Source organism: Psychrobacter sp. TB55-MNA-CIBAN-0194, from assembly GCF_040309505.1.
Taxonomy (GTDB): domain Bacteria; phylum Pseudomonadota; class Gammaproteobacteria; order Pseudomonadales; family Moraxellaceae; genus Psychrobacter; species Psychrobacter fozii.
In genome coordinates this window covers 1-268 of the sequence record NZ_JBEOOW010000345.1, presented here as the reverse complement: position 1 = coordinate 268, position 268 = coordinate 1, and the positions used below count along the sequence as shown (strand labels likewise).

The 268-nt window shown below is 42.5% G+C and carries 1 protein-coding gene; it reads right to left on the bottom strand.

Features of this window, described 5'->3' with window-relative positions:
* On the bottom strand, positions 1 to 268 hold a 268-nt coding region (locus tag AAEY75_RS15395), incomplete at both ends, for an AIR synthase-related protein (RefSeq protein WP_352260074.1).

Here is a 268-nt window from a genome sequence, read left to right as displayed (position 1 = left end):
GGCCATTGCCAAGAGTCACCCTTGATTACAGCTTTACAATCATCAGGCAGCACTCGTGGGATATTTTCCCAGAATCCACCACCGGTAATGTGCGCCATAGCGTGAATGTCTGATTGTTCAATCAGTTTCAACAAAGGCTTAACATATATTCTTGTTGGTTCTAATAAATGGTCAATCAATGGCTTACCAGCAAGATCTTGCTGAGGGTCTGCTTTGCTGACTTCTAATACCTTACGGATTAATGAGTAACCATTTGAATGAGGACCAC